The 15603-nt window shown below is 59.5% G+C and carries 16 protein-coding genes; 9 read left to right on the top strand and 7 right to left on the bottom strand.

The features are described 5' to 3' along the window. The first annotated feature begins 3 nt into the window (after nucleotides 1-3). The 4 genes from K3754_RS08830 to rsmA are packed head-to-tail and all read left to right on the top strand — an operon-like array spanning nucleotide 4 to nucleotide 5205. On the top strand, nucleotides 4-2160 hold the full coding sequence (locus K3754_RS08830) for an LPS assembly protein LptD (RefSeq protein WP_311201482.1): 2157 nt from the start codon (nucleotides 4-6) through the stop codon (nucleotides 2158-2160). After that, on the top strand, nucleotides 2148-3386 hold the full coding sequence (locus tag K3754_RS08825; protein ID WP_259942958.1) for a peptidylprolyl isomerase: 1239 nt from the start codon (nucleotides 2148-2150) through the stop codon (nucleotides 3384-3386). The genes K3754_RS08830 and K3754_RS08825 overlap by 13 nt, the downstream gene beginning before the upstream one ends. After that, on the top strand, nucleotides 3383-4357 hold the full coding sequence (gene pdxA, locus K3754_RS08820; protein WP_259942956.1) for a 4-hydroxythreonine-4-phosphate dehydrogenase PdxA: 975 nt from the start codon (nucleotides 3383-3385) through the stop codon (nucleotides 4355-4357). Before K3754_RS08825 ends, pdxA begins: the two co-directional genes overlap by 4 nt. Then, a complete protein-coding gene (gene rsmA, locus K3754_RS08815; RefSeq protein WP_259942955.1) occupies nucleotides 4354-5205 on the top strand; it encodes a 16S rRNA (adenine(1518)-N(6)/adenine(1519)-N(6))-dimethyltransferase RsmA in 852 nt (283 codons plus the stop codon). Before pdxA ends, rsmA begins: the two co-directional genes overlap by 4 nt. A gap of 123 nt (nucleotides 5206-5328) precedes the next feature. Here the strand turns inward: rsmA and K3754_RS08810 are convergent, their stop codons facing one another. From K3754_RS08810 to prfA, 3 genes are all read right to left on the bottom strand, one after another. Further along, nucleotides 5329-5895, bottom strand: coding sequence for a DUF4167 domain-containing protein (locus K3754_RS08810; protein WP_203211388.1), 567 nt, complete (start codon nucleotides 5893-5895; stop codon nucleotides 5329-5331). Between the two features lie 212 nt (nucleotides 5896-6107). After that, nucleotides 6108-6950: a peptide chain release factor N(5)-glutamine methyltransferase gene (gene prmC, locus K3754_RS08805; RefSeq protein ID WP_203211389.1), complete on the bottom strand. Its 843-nt coding sequence runs from the start codon at nucleotides 6948-6950 to the stop codon at nucleotides 6108-6110. Next, on the bottom strand, nucleotides 6947-8002 hold the full coding sequence (gene prfA, locus K3754_RS08800; RefSeq protein ID WP_259942951.1) for a peptide chain release factor 1: 1056 nt from the start codon (nucleotides 8000-8002) through the stop codon (nucleotides 6947-6949). The genes prmC and prfA overlap by 4 nt, the downstream gene beginning before the upstream one ends. Nucleotides 8003-8063: 61 nt before the next feature. Here prfA and K3754_RS08795 point away from each other — a divergent pair, with 61 nt between their 5' ends. Next, the gene (locus K3754_RS08795; protein ID WP_203211391.1) at nucleotides 8064-8351 is read left to right on the top strand and encodes a hypothetical protein; all 288 of its coding nucleotides are present in this window, start codon (nucleotides 8064-8066) and stop codon (nucleotides 8349-8351) included. On the opposite strand, the gene K3754_RS08790 is transcribed toward K3754_RS08795, so the two are convergent. Genes K3754_RS08790 through K3754_RS08775 form a run of 4 tightly spaced genes read right to left on the bottom strand, consistent with a single transcriptional unit; the run spans nucleotide 8292 to nucleotide 11834 of the window. After that, complete coding sequence (locus K3754_RS08790; RefSeq protein WP_259942948.1) at nucleotides 8292-8720, bottom strand: DUF1499 domain-containing protein; 429 nt, start codon at nucleotides 8718-8720, stop codon at nucleotides 8292-8294. The genes K3754_RS08795 and K3754_RS08790 overlap by 60 nt on opposite strands. A gap of 33 nt (nucleotides 8721-8753) precedes the next feature. Further along, a complete protein-coding gene (speB, locus tag K3754_RS08785; RefSeq protein ID WP_259942946.1) occupies nucleotides 8754-9701 on the bottom strand; it encodes an agmatinase in 948 nt (315 codons plus the stop codon). Further along, nucleotides 9698-10663, bottom strand: coding sequence for an agmatinase (speB, locus tag K3754_RS08780; protein WP_259942944.1), 966 nt, complete (start codon nucleotides 10661-10663; stop codon nucleotides 9698-9700). Before speB (K3754_RS08780) ends, speB (K3754_RS08785) begins: the two co-directional genes overlap by 4 nt. A 1-nt stretch (nucleotide 10664) precedes the next feature. Beyond that, nucleotides 10665-11834: a M20 aminoacylase family protein gene (locus K3754_RS08775; RefSeq protein WP_259942942.1), complete on the bottom strand. Its 1170-nt coding sequence runs from the start codon at nucleotides 11832-11834 to the stop codon at nucleotides 10665-10667. Between the two features lie 64 nt (nucleotides 11835-11898). Here K3754_RS08775 and mazG point away from each other — a divergent pair, with 64 nt between their 5' ends. The 4 genes from mazG to K3754_RS08755 are packed head-to-tail and all read left to right on the top strand — an operon-like array spanning nucleotide 11899 to nucleotide 15590. Next, complete coding sequence (mazG, locus tag K3754_RS08770; RefSeq protein WP_259942940.1) at nucleotides 11899-12726, top strand: nucleoside triphosphate pyrophosphohydrolase; 828 nt, start codon at nucleotides 11899-11901, stop codon at nucleotides 12724-12726. A 57-nt stretch (nucleotides 12727-12783) separates the two neighbouring features. Continuing rightward, nucleotides 12784-13725: a nucleoside hydrolase gene (locus tag K3754_RS08765; protein ID WP_203211397.1), complete on the top strand. Its 942-nt coding sequence runs from the start codon at nucleotides 12784-12786 to the stop codon at nucleotides 13723-13725. Continuing rightward, nucleotides 13722-14171, top strand: coding sequence for an N-acetyltransferase (locus K3754_RS08760; RefSeq protein ID WP_259942937.1), 450 nt, complete (start codon nucleotides 13722-13724; stop codon nucleotides 14169-14171). The genes K3754_RS08765 and K3754_RS08760 overlap by 4 nt, the downstream gene beginning before the upstream one ends. Before the next feature lie 9 nt (nucleotides 14172-14180). Continuing rightward, nucleotides 14181-15590: a YdiU family protein gene (locus K3754_RS08755; protein WP_259942936.1), complete on the top strand. Its 1410-nt coding sequence runs from the start codon at nucleotides 14181-14183 to the stop codon at nucleotides 15588-15590. The last annotated feature ends 13 nt before the right edge of the window (nucleotides 15591-15603 follow it).

Raw genomic sequence — 15603 nt, 5'->3', positions numbered from 1 at the left:
CCGGTGTTGCTGCGATCTTTTCTTCTTGCTGTTTTGGCCATCGGCACGCTGACGTTTTCCGCCCGGGCCCAGAACGCACCGCCGCAACCGGCGGTTTTGATCGCCGATCAAGTCTATATCACCCGTGACCGTACCTTGGTGGCGCAGGGCAATGTCGAGGCTTTCCAGGGCACCACGCAAATTCGGGCCAGCGCGATCCGCTACAATCAGGACACCGGCGCATTGATCCTGGAGGGGCCGATTGTCATCACCGATGGCGATGACAGTGTGCTTCTTGCCGATGCCGGCGAATTGAACAACCGCCTGCGCTCGGGCTTGTTGCTGTCGGCGCGGCTGATCCTGAACCAGCAATTGCAACTGGCCGCACAGCAAATCAACCAGGTGGATGGGCGCTACAGCCAGCTTTACAAAGCCTCGGTCACGTCCTGCCGGATCTGTCAGGATGGCCGCCCGCCCCTGTGGCAGATCCGCGCCCGCCGGATTGTCCACGACAAGGTGGAACAGCAGCTCTATTTCGATGAGGCACAGTTTCGCATTCTCAACGTGCCGGTTCTATATATCCCGCATTTGCGCCTGCCCGATCCGAATCTGAAACGGGCGACAGGTTTTCTTGTCCCCTCCATCCGGACCACATCGCAACTTGGGACCGGGTTGAAACTGCCGTATTTTGTCAAGCTGGGTGATCATCGCGATCTGACCATCACCCCATATTTATCGAGTGCGACCCGCACGATTGAATTGCGCTACCGCCAGGCATTCCGGCGCGGATATATCACCTTTGACGGCGCCTTGACCCGCGATGACCAGCGTCCGGGCAAGCTGCGTGGTTATCTGATCGGGTCTGGCGCCTTTGATTTCAAGCGGGATTACAAGCTGACCTTCAGCCTGCAAGCCACCAGCGATCGCAGTTATTTCTCTGAATACGGCTATTTTGACGGGGACCGCCTGTCCAGTGACGTCACCCTCAGCCGCGCGCGGCGGGATGAATACATCCGCGCCAGTGTCTACAATTTCGAAAGCCTGCGGGACGGTGATATCAACGACAACCTGCCCACGATCGTTCTGGACGGTGAATATGAAAAACGCCTGTTCCCCAAAGCCTGGGGCGGCGAGCTGCGGCTGAGCCTGCGGGCGCACAGTCACAGACGCAATTCGGACAGGGATACGGACGGGCCGGATGCCGACCTGATCGTGGATGGCCGCGATGTGGCGCGTTTGCATGGGCAGGCCGAATGGCTGCGCCGGTTTACCTATTCCTCCGGTGTTGTGGCCGATCTGCGCATGGGGGCCAGTTTTAACTTTTTTGACATCACGCAGGATCAAACTTTCCCCCAAAACCATTCCGAAGTGGTCCCCCATGCCGCGGTGGCCCTGCGTTATCCCATGATCCGCCACGGCGCGGGCGGCGTCACACAGATGCTGGAACCCGTGGCGCAACTGGCCTGGACCGGGGGCAACCGGTTGAACGTGCCCAACGACGAAAGCACGCGGGTGGAATTTGACGAAGGCAACCTGTTGTCACTGTCCCGCTTTCCCCGCCCCGACCGCCGTGAACGCAAGACCGTGGCGGCGATCGGCGTGAACTGGGCGCGGTTTGATCCAACAGGCTGGAACGCCCATGTCAGTGTGGGTCAAGTGCTGCGCGGTGAGGCCGACACGGCCTTTTCCGCCACCTCGGGCCTGACGGGGACAACCTCAAGTTTCCTGATTGCCGGACAGGTGAAAATGCCGGGCGGCTTCTCCATTCTGGGGCGCAGCCTGATCGACGAGGATCTGGATTTTGCCAAGGCCGAATTGCGCGGCATTTGGGAGTTCAAACGCGGCTGGGTTTCGGGCAGCTATATCTGGCTTGATGCCGATCCAGCCGAAGATCGCGCCAATGCCGTCTCGGAGATTTTCCTCAAGGGCAATTACCAGATCAACAACCAATGGACCGCCCGTGCCGATTGGCGGTTCAACGTGGCGGATGACCGCGCCGCCACAGCAGGCGTTGGCCTGCAATATGACAATGAATGTGTTACCGTCGATCTCTCGGTCTGGCGGAGCTATTCATCCTCAACTAGTGTTGAGCCTACCACCAATATCGGCTTTAACGTCGGCCTACGGGGCTTTGCCGCGTCAACCGGAACAGAGAGATACCTGCGCTCATGTCGGAAATGATCATCACCACCCTCGCCAAGGCGACCCGCACCTTTGCCTTGATGGCGGCTGTTACGCTTGGCGGGCAATCGGCCAGCGCCCAAAACCTGTTTGCACCTGTTGTTCGGGTCGACAGCATGGTGGTCACAGAATTCGAAGTGCAGCAGCGCCAGCGGTTCCTGCAATTGCTCAACGCACCGGGATCTGACCGCGACAGCGTCGTGGAAGGCCTGATCGATGATCGCCTGCGCAATCGCGCCGCCACCGATGTGGGGCTTGAGCTGACCGAGGAAGGCATCCAAACTGGGCTGAGCGAATTTGCGGCCCGTGCAAACCTTACGACCGAAGAGTTTACCAAGGCGCTGGAGCAATCCGGCGTATCGCGCGAAACCTTCCGCGATTATGTCACCACGTCACTGATCTGGCGCGAGCTGATCCGCGCGCGCTATCTCAATTCGGTGAACATCACGGATGCAGAAATTGACCGTGCCATGGGCGCCAGCAGCGGCGGCAGCGGTCTGCGTGTGCTGGTCTCGGAAATTATCATTCCTGCCCCGCCGCCACAGGCTGCGCGGGTCAATGCATTGGCCGGTCAAATCTCGCAGACCACCTCCGAGGCCGAATTCTCAAATTATGCGCGGAAATATTCCGCGACGGCCTCTCGCGGTGCCGGTGGGCGCCTGCCTTGGACGCCACTTTCCAAATTGCCACCCTCCCTACAGCCGCTGTTGCTGGCCCTTGCCCCGGGTGAAGTTACTTCGCCATTGCCGATCCCCAATGCCGTGGCGCTGTTCCAGCTGCGTGCGATCGAAGAAACCGGCGCCCCGGAACAAAGCTATTCCGCCATTGAATACGCCGCCTATTTCATTCCCGGAGGTCGGTCAGAGGCCGCATTGGCAGAGGCCGCACGCATTCAAGGCAAGGTGGATGTCTGCGACGACCTTTATGGCATCGCCAAGGGCCAGCCTCCTGAAGTTCTGGTCCGCGAAACCAAAAAGCCCGGCGAATTGCCGAAGGATTACGCCATCGAGCTGTCCAAGCTGGACCCCGGTGAAACCTCCACGGCATTGACCCGCGCCAATGGCCAGAACCTTGTGCTGCTGATGCTGTGCAAACGCACCGCAGAGGCCAACGCCGAAACCGACCGTGACGCCGTTCTGAACGCCCTGCGCCAGCAAAAATTGCAAGGCTATTCCAACCAACTGTTGCAGCAACTGCGCGCCGAAGCCCGCATCATCTACAAATGAGCCTCAGCAGGCGGCCGGTTGTCCTTTCCTGCGGCGAACCTGCTGGCGTAGGGCCGGAAGTTGCCGCATCGGCATGGGCCGCGCTGAAGGACGAAATCCCGCTGCTGTGGCTGGGCGATCCGCGCCATCTGCCTCAAGGCACCGCATTTGAGGTGGTCGATGATGCATCGCAAGCCGCGGCCCTTTCGCCCGACGCCCTGCCGGTTATGGCATATGATTTTGGCAGCCCCGCCATTGCCGGGCAGCCCGACCCCGCCCATGCACAGCATGTGATTGATGTGATCGCCGCCGGTGTTGATCTGGTCCGCACAGGACAGGCGACCGCACTTTGCACCGCACCCATTCACAAAAAGGCGCTGATGGATGGCGCAGGTTTTGCCTATCCGGGTCACACCGAATATCTCGCCGCCCTTGGCGGGGTGACGGATGTGGTGATGATGCTGGCCTCTGACCAATTGCGGGTGGTGCCTGCAACGATTCACATTGCGCTCGATCAGGTGCCAACCGCCCTGACCCCGGAAAAACTGCGCCGCACGATCGAGATCACCCACGCGGGGCTGCGAGATATGTTCGGGATTTCCGCGCCGCGCCTTGCTGTGGCCGGTCTCAACCCACACGCGGGCGAAGGCGGCGCCATGGGGCGGCAGGAATGCGACTGGATCGCGCCCCTGCTGGACCAGATGCGCGGCGAAGGTTTTGATCTGGCAGGCCCATTGCCCGCCGACACGATGTTTCATGCCGCTGCCCGTGCCCGCTATGACGCCGCGGTCGCGATGTACCACGATCAGGCGCTGATCCCGATCAAAACGCTGGACTTTGACCGTGGGGTAAACGTGACGCTGGGGCTGCCCTTTGTACGCACCTCGCCCGATCACGGTACGGCCTTTGACATTGCAGGCAAAGGCATCGCCAATCCCACCAGCATGATCGAAGCGATCAGGACCGCATATAGAATGGCCCAACACTCATGAGCGCAATCGACACCCTGCCCCCGCTGCGCGAAGTGATTGCCAACCATGGGCTGTCGGCCCGCAAGTCACTGGGCCAGAACTTTCTGCTGGATCTGAACCTTACGGCCAAAATCGCCCGGCAGGCAGGCGACATGAGCGCCTGTGATGTTCTTGAGATTGGCCCCGGCCCCGGCGGTTTGACCCGCGGGTTACTGGCCGAAGGGGCGCGGCGGGTGCTGTGCATCGAAAAAGACAGCCGCTGCCTGCCCGCGCTGGCCGAGATCGCAGAGGCCTATCCAGACCGTTTGACGGTGATCGAGGGGGATGCGCTTGAGGTCAATCCACTGTCCCATCTGACCCCGCCCATCCGCGTGGCGGCGAACCTGCCCTATAACGTCGGGACCGAGTTGTTGGTGCGCTGGCTGACGCCGCCGCAATGGCCTCCGTTCTGGCAAAGCCTGACCTTGATGTTCCAACGCGAGGTCGCCGAACGGATCGTGGCGCAACCGGGATCAAAGGCCTATGGACGTCTTGCGATACTGGCGCAGTGGCGGGCCGAGGCCAAGATCGTGCTGCAATTGCCCCCCGGCGCCTTTACCCCGCCGCCGAAAGTGTCCTCCAGCGTGGTACATCTGGACGCCCTGCCCGAGCCGCGCTTTCCCGCCGATCCAGCCGTGCTCAGCCATGTGGTGGCCGCCGCCTTCAACCAACGCCGCAAAATGCTGCGGGCCGCGTTGAAGGGTGTGGTTCCCGAGATCGAAGAGGTGCTGAATGCCGCTGGGATCAAGCCTACAGAACGGGCCGAGCAGGTTCCCCTTGAAGGGTTCTGCGCCCTGGCCCGCGAGGTTGCCAAGGCCAAGGGCAAATGATCAAGCTGCCGGTAAGTCTGGCGCAAACTTCCTGAAACAAACCTTGTGGCAGACGCCAAATAACACCAACAAAAAACCGCCCCGAAGGGCGGTTGGAATGTTTACTGACCTGAATTCGCCGGTTTACTCCGCCGCCTCGGGTTGATCGCCGCTGCCGTTGCCCTGCGGCGCGTCGCCCTCGGACTTTGGCTTGGGCTTGCGGCGCGGCTGGCGTTTGGGCTTGGGTTTGCTTTCTGGTGTTTCCACCAGACCGCTGTCCTCGTCACTGCCTTTTGCCTCGGCATTGTCATCGCTGCCAACGTCGGGCTGTGGGACATTTGCCGGATCATTCTGTGGCTGCTGGTTCGCTTCGCGCTCCTGCCGCTCTGCGCGCTCGCGGTCCCGCTCGGCCTGACGCTCACGGTTCTGGCGCTCTTGCTCTTCACGGCGCTGGTCCATCTCACGCTGCGCTTCGGCCAGCATGCGCAGATAATGCTCTGCGTGCTGCTGAAAGTTCTCTGCCGCCACGCGGTCATTGCTCAACTGTGCATCACGGGCCAGCTGATTGTATTTATCAATCACCTGCTGCGGTGTGCCGCGCACTTTGCCTTCTGGGCCAGAGCTGTCAAAGACGCGATTAACAACGTTACCGCCTTGCTGTTGGCGATTGCGATTGTTCTTCGACCGGGACCGGGATCTCGTGGATTTCATGAAAAATTTCAGCCTTGTATGCTGTTCTTCGATAATAACCGGGTGGCACTTGGCCGCCATTCAGTCCCGGTTGAGCTATTTGTTGGGCTTAACGCCGCGCGGGACCGCCCTAAGGCATCCACCGCTGCAACATCTTTGAATAAGCATTTCAAGTGACCCGCGGCAAGCCAAAAGTGCAGAAAATCCGGCTAACTAGGTGTTTTTTTGCCCAATCAGGCCGGTGTATCGGCACAAACGACACGCGGACGCCCATCCAGATCATGTGCCAATGTCACGCCAGCCCAGCCTGCATCGCGGAATATCGCGCAAACCGCATCGCCCTGCTGCCAGCCGATCTCGACCAGAACACGCCCCTTTGCGGTCAGATAACCCTGTGCCTGATCGGCGATGATCCGGTAGACCGAGAGACCATCCAGCCCATCGGTGAGCGCCATCGCCGGCTCATGATCGCGCAATTCAGGCGCGACATCTGCCATTTCGGTTGCGGCAAGATAGGGCGGGTTGGATACGATCAGATCAAACCGCCCCTCGATCCGGTCAAACCAATCAGACTGGATCACCTCTGCCCGTCCGGCCACCTCGTGCAGCACCGCATTGGCGCTGGCCTGCAAACAGGCCGCTTCGGACAAATCGGCACCGACACCGCTTGCTGTTCGCCGCTCGGCCAGCAATGTCACCAAAATGCAGCCTGATCCGGTGCCAAGGTCTAGCACCCGCTCAAACGGGGCAGAAAGCGCCAATTCGATCAAGGTCTCTGTCTCGGGGCGCGGGTCCAGCACATCGCGGCTGATCCGGAAATCGCGGCCATAAAACCCCCGGCTGCCAATCAATTGGGACACCGGCACGCGCACCGCGCGCAAGGCGACCAGTTGTTCAAACCGCTCGGCGATCTCTGGCGCAATCTCTTCGGGGGCGATCAACGTCACACGCGCCGCATCAACCGAGGCCGCATGGGCCAGCAGGATCCGCGCATCGCGGGCCGGATCTGGCACACCTGCGGCCCTCAGCCGTGCTGCGGCGGCGGCCATCGCCTGAGCCGCCGTGGGTGCGCTCATTGGTTCATCTCGGCCAGTTGCCGCGCTTGTGCATCGGCGGTCAGGGCATCCACAATCTCGTCAAGATCGCCCTGCATCACACTGTCGAGCCTGTATAAGGTCAGATTGATCCGGTGGTCCGTCATGCGCCCCTGAGGGAAATTATAGGTGCGAATACGCTCTGAACGATCCCCCGACCCCACCTGCGCGGCACGGTCTGCCGACCGTTCACTATCCACCCGGCTGCGTTCCAGATCATAGAGCCGCGCTTTGAGCACCTGCATGGCTTTGTCGCGGTTCCGGTGCTGGGACTTCTCCGAGGACGTCACCACGATCCCGGTTGGCAGGTGGGTGATCCGCACGGCAGAATCGGTGGTGTTTACATGCTGCCCCCCCGCACCGGAGGAGCGCATCGTATCAATCCGCAAATCACTGGCGTTGATCTCGATGTCCACATCTTCGGCCTCCGGCAGCACCGCAACCGTCGCCGCAGAGGTATGAATACGCCCGCCGCTTTCGGTGGTTGGCACCCGCTGGACCCTATGAACGCCGCTCTCGAACTTGAGACGCGCAAAAACGTTGTCGCCCTTGATATGCGCGACCACCTCTTTGACGCCCCCAAGTTCGGTCATCTGTTCTTCGATCAGCTCAAAAGCCCAACCGCGCGCCTCGGCGTAGCGTTGATACATGCGTAACAAATCGGCGGCAAAAAGCGCGGCCTCATCGCCACCTGTGCCAGGGCGGATCTCAAGCATGGCCGGCTTGGCATCCGCTGCATCGCGCGGCAAAAGGGCCAGTTGCAGCGCATCCTCCGCCTTGGGCAACGCGGCCTTGAGCGCCGGCAACTCTTCCTGCGCCAGTTCAGCCATCTCAGGGTCAGAGAGCATCGCCTCTGCCTCATCAAGATCACTGAGAAGTTGCTTGTAGGCGGTAATCTGCTCCACCACCGGGCGCAGATCTGCGTATTCCTTGGCCAAAGCGGCGAAATCCGCCCCATCGGAGCCTGCGGACATTGCCGCTTCCAGATACTGGAAACGCTGAGAAATTTGTTCAAGTCGGTCGATCGGGATCATGGCAAACCTCTGGCGGATGCAGGGGCTTTGGTCAAGGGCCGCATCGTGCTATACTAGGCGCATGAAACGCATCGCACTGATCGCAAGCCTTTTCGCCCTTCCCGCAACCGCCGATGTGGTCGGCCCCGGCGGCAAGACCATTGATTGTTATTGTACGGACCGCTCCGGAAGCCGGGTCGAGCTGGGAGAAACCATTTGTTTGCAAGTGGATGGGCGCATGTTCATGGCACAATGCCAGATGTCGCTGAACGTGCCGATGTGGCGCGAAGTGCAGCAAGGGTGCCTGTCTTCAGACCTGCAATTGCCCGAGCCAACCTTTAATCCGCTTGGCGTTTACCCCAAGATCTGACCGGCCAAAGCGCAAACGCCCATAGACCTCAAGATAGCTTTGCCCCTCGGGCGTCTGGTAGATGCCAATTGTCGTATAGTCGGGAAAGCCCACGACCTTGGAGCGCGACACATAGGTGAGCTGTTTGTCAGCCAGTGATCCTGCCAATAGCTTGGTGCGCGGCTCTGCGCGGATAATCTGGTCCAACGCGGCAAGTGTGGCTGTGCCGTCGTCCTCCGCCGCTTGTCTCCAGATGTAAAAACCTTTGCCGTGCTTTTCTTCAACGCTTTGAAAAGGCGCCGCATTGTGCCACTTCCCCTGATCAGACGGGGACAGTCGGACGTAAGCCACAGCCGCGACGGCCAGCAGCAAAACCACCCATATGGACATCACAATTCCCTTCTTCATATTGTTCGGCTGCCGCTAGCGGTAGCTGACACCGGGCAAAACGCAGAGCATCTCGAACAGGATATTCGCCCCGGTCAGCGCCGTGTTGCCGGATGTGTCATAAGGCGGAGAGACCTCAACCAGATCGCCGCCGATGATGTTGACCCCTCGCAAGGCACGGATCAATTGCAACGCCTGCGGCGTGGTCAACCCGGCAATCTCGGGCGTGCCTGTGCCGGGTGCAAAGGCGGGGTCAAGGCTGTCGATGTCATAGGTCACATAGGTGGGCAGATCGCCAATATCGCGCCGAACCTCAGCACCCAGCGATGACAGATCACGCCCCCACAGCCCCTCAGCCGGAAACTGCTGGAACCCCCAGCCTGCGGCTTCCGAGAAATCCTCGGCAGAATAGCCCGACCCCCGAATGCCGATTTGATAGGTTTTGGAGGGATTTATGAGCCCTTCTTCATATGCGCGTCGAAACACTGTGCCATGGGTCTCACGCTCGCCGAACATCTCATCATTCACATCGGCGTGGGCGTCCACATGGACCAGCGCGACCGGCCCATGTTTGCGCGCGATGGCCCGCAGGATCGGCAGAGTTATTGAATGATCGCCGCCCATCGCCAAAGGCTTCACGTCATGCTTGAGGATTGCGTCATAACTTTCTGAAATAATGCGCAAACTATCACTCAGAGAGAAAGTATTGATCGCCAGATCTCCGATGTCCGCAACCTGCAATGCATCAAATGGCGCAGCCCCGGTGCCAAGGTTATAGGGGCGCAGCATCGCCGATTCCGCCCGGATCTGTTTGGGGCCAAAACGCGTACCTGATCGCCAGCTGGTGCCGATATCCATCGGCACGCCCAACACCGCCACGTCCAGCCCCGCCAGATCATTTACAGACGGCAACCGCATAAAGGTGTTCGGCCCCGAGAATCGCGCCAGATCATTGCCGCCAATCGGTTGGTTGAACGTGCTCATGCCGTTCTCATCCGGTGGCCAAGCAGACACAGGATTTCGGTGGCCACATGGGCCCCCGCAATCGCGGTGGCACCTGTTGTGTCAAATGGCGGAGAGACCTCCACGATATCACCGCCCATGATGTTGATCCCCGCCAGATCCCGCAGCATGATCGCCGCCTGCGCCGAGGTCAGACCGCCCCAGACAGGTGTTCCAGTCCCCGGCGCAAAAGCCGGATCAAGCGCATCAATGTCGAAGGTCAGGTAACAGGGCCGGTCCCCCAGAACCGCCTTGATCTTGGCGACGGCGGCAGCAGGCCCCAGTTCATGCACCTCACGGGCGTCAATGGTTGTAACACCCAAAGTGTCTGGATTGGTTGTTCTAATGCCCACCTGCACAGAGGTTTCAGGATCAACGATGCCCGACTTCACCGCCTTGTAAAACATTGTCCCATGATCAATTCGGTCCATGTCGTCATCGGGCCATGTATCTGAGTGAGCATCGAACTGTAACAGGCTGATAGGCCCATATTTTTCGGCATAGGCCTTGAGAATCGGAAAGCTGATGTAATGATCGCCACCCAGAACAACGCTGGCCGCGCCGGCATCCAGAATACCCTTGATATGCGCGGTCAAAGCGGCAGGGAACTGACTGACGTGACCATAATCAAAGGCCAGATCACCATAGTCCGCGATGGCAAATTCGCTCAGCACATCAAAGTCCCAGCCATAGGGCGGATCATAGGGTTGCAAACTGGAGGCCTCGCGGATCGCGCGCGGGCCAAGGCGGGTGCCGGTGCGGTTGGTCACGGCCTGATCAAACGGCACCCCCGTCACGGCGATATCAACGCCCGTCAGATCCTTGGTGTAGCGCCGCCGCAGAAACGACGTGGCCCCGCCAAAGGCATTTTCAAAGCTTGGCCCCTTTAGATCCTCACGGGTAAACGCCTGATCAACCTGGTTTTTTGCATCCTCCAGTGCCATGTTACTTCCCCGCGACTGGCTGCGCCCGCTCCACCAGACGCGCAAAGAAAGACGCGCCAATAGGGGCAATGTCATCATTGAAATTGTACTTGGGATGATGCACGCCCGCGCCCTCACCCTGCCCCAGCATCAGATAGGCACCGGGACGCGCCTCAAGCATGTAGGAAAAATCCTCGGCACCCATCACAGGGGGGAAATCCGCCTCAACCCCCGCCTCCCCGGCGACTTCGCCAGCCACATCGACGGCAAAGTCTGCCTTACCCGGATCATTGACCGTGGGCGGATAGCCAAATTCGAAATCCAGCTCGGCCTTAAGGTCAAAACTGGCCGCATGACCGTCTACAATCGCCTGCATCCGCCGAACGACCATGGCCTGAACATCCTTGTCAAAGGTGCGCACAGTTCCGTTGATATAGACCTCTTCAGGGATCACATTGTCGGTGGTGCCAGTGTGGATTTGTGTCGTAGAAACAACCAATTGCTGGCGCGGGTCAACGTTACGGCTGACGATGGTTTGCAAGCTTTGCACAATCGCGCAGGCCGCCACGACGGGATCAACGCAATCATGCGGTCGGGCGCCATGCCCCCCTTTGCCGGTGAGGTTGATCGTAAAGGTATCGGCTGCCGCCATGATCGGCCCCGGCGTGGTGTGAAAACGGCCAAACTCAAGCCCCGGCGCATTGTGCAGCGCATAGATCTGGCCAATGTCAAAACGGTCCATCACCCCTTCTTTGACCATGATCTCACCGCCGCCGATAATTTCTTCGGCAGGCTGGAAAAGCAACGCCACCCGCCCTGAAAAATTACGGGTTTCCGCCAGATATTTCGCCGTGCCAAGCAGCATCGCCGTATGCCCGTCATGGCCGCAGGCATGCATTTTCCCCTCATGGGTGCTGGCATAGGGCACACCGGTTTCTTCGGTGATCGGCAGCGCGTCCATATCGGCCCGAAGACCCATTGTCGGGCCGTCCCCCTGCCCGTTGATGATCGCCACGATACCGGTTTTTGCGATACCCTCGTGAATTTCATCGACCGCGAATTCGCGCAATCGCTCCGCCACAAAGGCCGCTGTTTGGTGGCATTCCAATCCCAATTCAGGGATTGTGTGCAGATGTTGACGCCACTTGGCCATGTCGGCACTGAAATCGGCGATGCGGTTGACGACAGGCATGGGGTGGACTCCTTGGTTCAGAATTGATCAGGCTGCATCTGACACCACCAAGGACAAAGCTGCAATGCCCGACACCCTGATAAACGACCAATCCGCAGGCATCGATCGCCTGCTGGAGATCATGCGCCGCCTGCGCGATCCGCAGACCGGATGCCCATGGGACATCGAACAGGATTTTGACAGCATCGCCCCCTACACCATTGAAGAAGCTTACGAAGTGGCCGATGCGATCCAGCGACGTGATTGGCCGGAACTCGAAGGTGAGCTGGGCGATCTGCTGTTGCAGACGGTTTATCACACCGCGATGGGCGAGGAGGCCGGACATTTTACCTTTCAATCCGTGGTGCAGAACATAAGCAATAAAATGGTGGCGCGGCACCCGCATGTCTTTGGCGAGGAATCGCGCGACAAATCCGCGGAACAGCAAACCGCCGATTGGGAAGCGATCAAAGCGCAAGAGCGCGCGGGCAAAGCGCAAAAAGGAGCTTTGGACGGGGTCGCGGTTGGTCTGCCCGCCCTGCTGAGGGCGTATAAATTGCAAAAACGGGCGGCGCGGGTCGGCTTTGATTGGCCTGAAACCACGCAGGTGCTCGACAAGATCAAGGAAGAGGCTGCCGAATTGGTCGAGGCCCAGAATGAGCTGACACCAGATCAGATCGAAGAGGAATTTGGCGATCTGATGTTTGTGATGGCCAATCTCGGCCGCCACCTCAATCTTGACCCCGAGGCAGCCTTGCGCCGTGCCAATGCCAAATTCACCAAACGCTTTGAAGGGGTAGAGGCAAAATTAGCCGCCATCGGCAAGACGCCCGCACAAAGCAACCTCGAAGAAATGGACGCCATGTGGAATGACATCAAAGCGGATGAGCGTGCCGCCGCCAACAAGGATTGAACGGACCTTTTGTTCGCAGACCTCATGCCCTATTCCAGTGGAAAAAAGGAACACACTATGCCCGCCCGCAAGATCATCATCGACACAGACCCCGGACAGGACGACGCCGTCGCAATCCTATTGGCCCTGGCCAGCCCCGAAGACATGGAGGTGCTGGGCATCACCTGTGTGGCGGGCAATGTGCCGCTTGACCTGACCTCGAAAAACGCGCGGATCATCTGTGAACTGGCGGGGCGCAGCGATGTCAAAGTCTTTGCCGGCTGTGACCGCCCCCTTGGCCGCGATCTGGTGACGGCGGAACATGTGCATGGCAAAACCGGCCTTGATGGCCCCGACCTGCCTGACCCGACAATGCCCCTGCAAGACGGCCATGCGGTGGATTTTATCATTGATCAGCTGCGCGAATATGCCCCCGGCACGATCACACTGTGCCCGCTTGGCCCGCTCACCAATATCGCGACAGCCCTGCAAAAAGCCCCCGATATCGCCAATCGGATCGCCAAGATCGTGCTGATGGGCGGCGGTTATTTCGAAGGGGGCAACATCACCCCGGCGGCGGAATTCAACATCTACGTCGATCCACAAGCCGCTGATATCGTGTTCAAATGTGGCGCGCCCATCGTTGTGATGCCGCTTGATGTCACGCATAAGGCATTGGTCACCAAACCGCGCAACGATGCCTTTCGCAATATCGGCACGGCGGTCGGAACAGCCGTGGCGGAAATGACCGATTTCTTTGAACGCTTCGACAAAGAAAAATACGGATCGGCCGGTGCGCCGCTGCATGATCCCTGCGTCACCGCCTATCTGATCAATCCGGATCTCTTCACAGGCCGTCACATCAACGTCGAGATCGAGACCCAGTCGGAACTGACCATGGGCATGACCGTTGCCGATTGGTGGCGCGTGACAGATCGGCCAGCCAACGCGACATTCATGGGTGATATTGACGCCGATGGGTTCTTTTCCCTTCTGACGGAACGGTTGGCCCGGCTATGAGCGCCGCCCTCACCCTTGCCAAGCCGGAACATCTGGACAAGATCACCACGCTTGCTGCGGCTTTCCATGCCGAGGAAGGTATCGACGTGTCGGATGAGGCCCGCCGCGCGGGTCTGGCCCCTTTGCTGGATGGTATCCCGCACGGGGCCGCCTATCTGATCGGTCCACCGCGCAGCCCTATCGGCTATATCGTGGTGTGTTTTGGCTGGTCGGTGGAGTTTGGCGGTCTCGATGCGATCATAGACGAGTTGTACATCCGCCCTGCCGTGCGTGGGCGCGGCATTGCCACCGAAACCCTGATGTCTCTCCCCCGTGCGCTGGCGGGTGCCGGTTTGCGGGCGATCCATCTCGAAGTGGACAGCGGCAATGAAGCGGCGGTGAAACTTTACAAACGCGCAGGATTTGTCACGCGCGACCGCTATATGTTCATGTCAAAGACACTTTGAAGGACGGCCATGACCATCGCCTTTGACAATTCCTATGCCCAACTGCCGGATGCCTTTTTTACGCGGCTGGCGCCAACAAGGGTCAAAGCACCCAAGCTGCTGGCCTTTAACGATGATCTGGCCAAGGTGATGGGCATTGATGCGGCGGATGTGCCCGATCTGGCGCAAGTCTTTGGCGGTAATCAAACGCCCGAAGGTGCCGCGCCCTTGGCCCAACTTTATGCGGGGCATCAGTTTGGCAATTTCAATCCGCAATTGGGCGATGGTCGGGCGATCCTGCTGGGCGAGGTAATCGGCAACGACGGTATTCGCCGCGATATACAGCTCAAGGGCTCTGGCCCGACTCCCTATTCGCGCATGGGCGATGGCCGCGCCTGGCTGGGTCCGGTGCTGCGCGAATATGTGGTGAGCGAGGCGATGCACGCCCTTGGCATCCCGACAACACGCGCCTTGGCGGCGGTTGCCACCGGCGAAGACATCTGGCGCGAACAGGGCGCGCTGCCCGGTGCGGTGCTGACACGCGTAGCGCAAAGCCATCTGCGGGTTGGCACGTTTCAGGTTTTTGCCCATCGTGGTGAGGTGGATCATCTGCGCATTCTCACCGACTACGCGATCAAGCGGCATTATCCGGATGCCAGCGGGCCGATGGATCTGCTGCGCAGGGTTTGCGCTGCGCAGGCCGCGTTGATCCCGGCGTGGATGTCCGTGGGCTTCATCCACGGGGTGATGAACACCGACAACTGCGCCATCAGCGGCGAAACGATTGATTACGGCCCCTGCGCCTTTATGGACGGCTTTCACCAGAACCGGGTGTTCAGTTCCATTGATCAACAGGGGCGCTATGCCTTTGGCAATCAGCCAAACATCGCGGTCTGGAACATGGCACAGCTGGCCACCAGCCTCATCCAGCTTTTTGAGAACAAAGAGGCCGCTGTCGAAGAGGCCACAGAGATCGTGCATGCCATGCCCGGACAGATCGAGGCAAATTGGCTGAAACGTTTTGCCGCAAAGATCGGCATCGCCGATCCCCGCGCTGAGGACAGCGATCTGATTGATACGCTTTTGGGGTTGATGCAAACCGACGGTGCGGATTTTGCAAATACGTTCAATGCCCTTTGCAAACCGAATGCCCGCGATCAGTTCACAAACCGAGAAGCCTTTGATGTATGGGCAGAAAACTGGCGGAACCGGATCAAGGATGAACCGGACCCGCAGTCCAGAATGCAAACTGCAAATCCGCAGATCATCCCGCGCAATCACCGGATCGAACAGATGATCGACTCCGCAGTTGCTGGCGACATGACCCCGTTCCACCGCCTGATGAAAGCGCTTGCAACGCCCTTTGAAAACACCGATCCGGACCTGCAACGCCCGCCCAGCCAGGAAGAGATTGTACCGGCAACCTTCTGCGGCACCTGATCTTCATTTGGCC

The organism is Sulfitobacter sp. M368 (assembly GCF_025141875.1).
Classification (GTDB): domain Bacteria; phylum Pseudomonadota; class Alphaproteobacteria; order Rhodobacterales; family Rhodobacteraceae; genus Sulfitobacter; species Sulfitobacter mediterraneus_A.
The sequence above is the reverse complement of the archived record's forward strand: the minus strand, read 5'-3'. Positions and strand labels throughout refer to the sequence as shown.

Coding starts and splice junctions, on each gene's coding strand:
- K3754_RS08825 (WP_259942958.1), top strand. CDS start 2,148: ATGTCGGAAATGATCATCACCACCCTCGCCAAGGCGACCCGCACCTTT.
- pdxA (WP_259942956.1), top strand. CDS start 3,383: ATGAGCCTCAGCAGGCGGCCGGTTGTCCTTTCCTGCGGCGAACCTGCT.
- rsmA (WP_259942955.1), top strand. CDS start 4,354: ATGAGCGCAATCGACACCCTGCCCCCGCTGCGCGAAGTGATTGCCAAC.
- K3754_RS08810 (WP_203211388.1), bottom strand. CDS start 5,895: ATGAAATCCACGAGATCCCGGTCCCGGTCGAAGAACAATCGCAATCGC.
- prmC (WP_203211389.1), bottom strand. CDS start 6,950: ATGAGCGCACCCACGGCGGCTCAGGCGATGGCCGCCGCCGCAGCACGG.
- prfA (WP_259942951.1), bottom strand. CDS start 8,002: ATGATCCCGATCGACCGACTTGAACAAATTTCTCAGCGTTTCCAGTAT.
- K3754_RS08795 (WP_203211391.1), top strand. CDS start 8,064: ATGAAACGCATCGCACTGATCGCAAGCCTTTTCGCCCTTCCCGCAACC.
- K3754_RS08790 (WP_259942948.1), bottom strand. CDS start 8,720: ATGTCCATATGGGTGGTTTTGCTGCTGGCCGTCGCGGCTGTGGCTTAC.
- speB (WP_259942946.1), bottom strand. CDS start 9,701: ATGAGCACGTTCAACCAACCGATTGGCGGCAATGATCTGGCGCGATTC.
- speB (WP_259942944.1), bottom strand. CDS start 10,663: ATGGCACTGGAGGATGCAAAAAACCAGGTTGATCAGGCGTTTACCCGT.
- K3754_RS08775 (WP_259942942.1), bottom strand. CDS start 11,834: ATGCCTGTCGTCAACCGCATCGCCGATTTCAGTGCCGACATGGCCAAG.
- mazG (WP_259942940.1), top strand. CDS start 11,899: ATGCCCGACACCCTGATAAACGACCAATCCGCAGGCATCGATCGCCTG.
- K3754_RS08765 (WP_203211397.1), top strand. CDS start 12,784: ATGCCCGCCCGCAAGATCATCATCGACACAGACCCCGGACAGGACGAC.
- K3754_RS08760 (WP_259942937.1), top strand. CDS start 13,722: ATGAGCGCCGCCCTCACCCTTGCCAAGCCGGAACATCTGGACAAGATC.
- K3754_RS08755 (WP_259942936.1), top strand. CDS start 14,181: ATGACCATCGCCTTTGACAATTCCTATGCCCAACTGCCGGATGCCTTT.